This is a genomic window from Polaromonas sp. P1_G4 (genome assembly GCF_056405475.1).
This window is the reverse complement of the sequence record NZ_JBFUCA010000677.1, coordinates 1-1,836: the sequence shown is the minus strand read 5'-3', so window position 1 is coordinate 1,836 and position 1,836 is coordinate 1. Positions and strand designations below refer to the sequence as shown.

General features: G+C 49.4%; 2 protein-coding genes. Both read left to right on the top strand.

The annotated features are described in order from the left end of the window. Positions 1–453: 453 nt before the first annotated feature. Positions 454–648, top strand: a complete 195-nt coding sequence (locus tag AC1D1X_RS22125; protein WP_477670779.1) for a hypothetical protein — start codon at positions 454–456, stop codon at positions 646–648. A 708-nt stretch (positions 649–1,356) separates the two neighbouring features. Further along, positions 1,357–1,740 (top strand): hypothetical protein, encoded by a 384-nt coding sequence (locus tag AC1D1X_RS22120; RefSeq protein ID WP_477670781.1) that lies wholly within the window; start codon positions 1,357–1,359, stop codon positions 1,738–1,740. Positions 1,741–1,836: the final 96 nt, after the last annotated feature.

Below are 1,836 nucleotides of genomic sequence, written 5' to 3'. Positions count from 1 at the left end.
GCCGGGCGGCGCTCATCACAAGATGAGCGGCGATATGCAATAAAGGCTGTTTGGTATTAGCCGCGCCCACACATCGGCGCGCCGGCCGACAATATTGATTGACCACTGCCCACTCCCTCTTTTGCTATTTGAGAGCAAGTGTCAGCCGGTGGTGTGAACCCTGTCAATCGCGTTTCGCAAAACTACCTTGTTCAATAAATCGCGATGCTCATTCAATCCAGATGAGGTTCAGCAACTTCGAGCGGCATCATTAACCCAAACATTCTCATTTGAAACCGATGCTGATGTGTGAATGACTATGCATGTGCACCGAAGGAGTTAACCGGCATGTGTGCGTTTGGAATAATTAGCACCTCTTCAAATAGAGGAGGCGGTGTCGTTTTGACGCACATGATGCGAAACACGAGTCCTGAATTTCGCTGAAGCTTGACCCGAGGGGGTGCGGACAAAAACTTGGACTGGTACGCCAGCATGTTCAACCAGATCGAAGTCTTTCAGGTGAGCGATGGGCATGCCCTGCTCAACACCCAGGTCAACAATCTGGTGCAGGCCATGGCATCGTTCAGCCCGCCAGCAGCGGGTGAGACCACCCTGCCTGCCAGCTACCAGAGCAGTCTGGCGCCGGTGATTGCTGCCAACTGGCAGTAAATGGCGTTGAAGCATATTGCTCGCTGAAATCGCCCGACGGCTTCCGCCCGGTTGCCGTCGGCCGTGATATCCAGCGAGTCCTGGCGCTATTATTTTTGTAGCTGCTTGCGCTCGTCCCTATTGGCTTGTGACCATATTTCTCATGAGGAATTGGTTGTCAACGGCTGGCTGCCTGGTAAGCCGGGAGCGCTCATTGGGAAGTTTCTCAGAACATGCAAATCCTGGTCGGCGCGACAGCAGGCGAATCCAACTATCGGCCAATCCTCCTGGAAATCGCATACATTCGCGAGGATCGTGAACATCCTTCTCGTGGAGACAGACGTCACAGCCCTTTCTTGGCTGAAGGCGACAGTTGGGGGTCAAACCTCAGCGCAATTCAACAACTTTCAGCTAATTAAAAAAACTACATGAAAATAATTGCCCTTCTATTTGGAACCGCTGGGTTTTTTCTTTTCGTGTACTTGGTCTACTTATTTAGTAAGCACAAAGCTTATTTCTCCGGGGAGACTGAATATCGGAAAGCATTCTCTCGTTTAAGGGAACACTTCCCCCAAGATGCCTTCGTAATGAAGTGGGGTCTTGTTTTTTTCTTTGCCGTTGAAGCGATTRGTGGTCTGATTGCAATGATCTCTAAATATTGAAGACTAATTAGAAATCGCAATAGATCATCTCGACCATTCACATCTAAAAATTGCGAAGAATTCCCCAATGACAATTGAAATTAAAAAGAAAAAGTCAAAAATATTGGGCGTACCAGCCGGGGTGATTGTTGGGCTATGCGTATTGGGATATGTCATTTCGTTAAATGGAGTTCATGACGAAATGATCGCATTCCCTTTGATATTTTTTCCAATGCTCGTCACCATTGGTATGGCTGCGATCGCAAATCTGGCATTTTGGTTTGCAACCGGAAGCTCGCCAAAAAGAGACTCGCCTGGCTCGCTGACAAACGATGAACGTTTGTTAGAGGCCGCGCAACGCCCCGATCGTTTCTGGCTTGTGGCGTCCTATCGCTACCTTCAGCCTATCACGATGGTCGGCGCAGGCTACATAGCAATTTGTCCTGTGATCGGTGTTGTCCTTTTGAAGTAATGGAGTGGGGAAATGGGTTTCCCAAGAGTCTATGAATTCGGCAATGTATTCATCAACGTCGCCAATGCGATGGCGCCGGCCTGAACACCCCGGAGC